1 protein-coding gene is annotated in these 506 nt (G+C 67.2%); it reads left to right on the top strand.

From position 1 onward, the window contains the following. On the top strand, positions 1-506 hold a 506-nt coding region (locus tag IOC61_RS17280), incomplete at both ends, for an ATP-binding cassette domain-containing protein (RefSeq protein WP_195689957.1).

Below are 506 nucleotides of genomic sequence, written 5' to 3'. Positions count from 1 at the left end.
ACGAGGGCGAGCTGATCGTCCATGGCGAGGCGATCCGCTTCAAGGAGACGAAGCACGGCCGCGAGCCGGCCGACTGGCAGCAGGTGGTGAACATGCGCGCCAAGCTCTCCATGGTGTTCCAGAACTTCAATCTCTGGGCCCATATGACCCTGCTCGAGAACATCATCGAAGCGCCGGTGCAGGTGCTCGGCAAGCCCAGGAAGGAGGCCATCGAGCAGGCCCACGCCCTGCTCGAGCGGGTGGGCCTGAGCGAGCGCGCCAATGCCTATCCGGCCCAGATGTCCGGTGGCCAGCAGCAGCGCGGCGCCATCGCCCGGGCGCTGGCCATGGACCCCGAGGTGATGCTGTTCGACGAGCCCACCTCGGCCCTGGACCCCGAACTGGTGGGGGATGTGCTCAAGGTCATGCGCGGCCTCGCCGACGAGGGGCGCACCATGATCCTGGTGACCCACGAGATGGCCTTCGCCCGGGACGTCTCCAGCGAGGTGATCTACCTGCATCAGGGG

This window comes from Halomonas sp. KAO (genome assembly GCF_015595025.1).
In the GTDB taxonomy this organism is placed as follows: domain Bacteria; phylum Pseudomonadota; class Gammaproteobacteria; order Pseudomonadales; family Halomonadaceae; genus Halomonas.
Note: the sequence above shows the minus strand (reverse complement) of the source record. Positions and strands in the feature narration are given on the sequence as shown.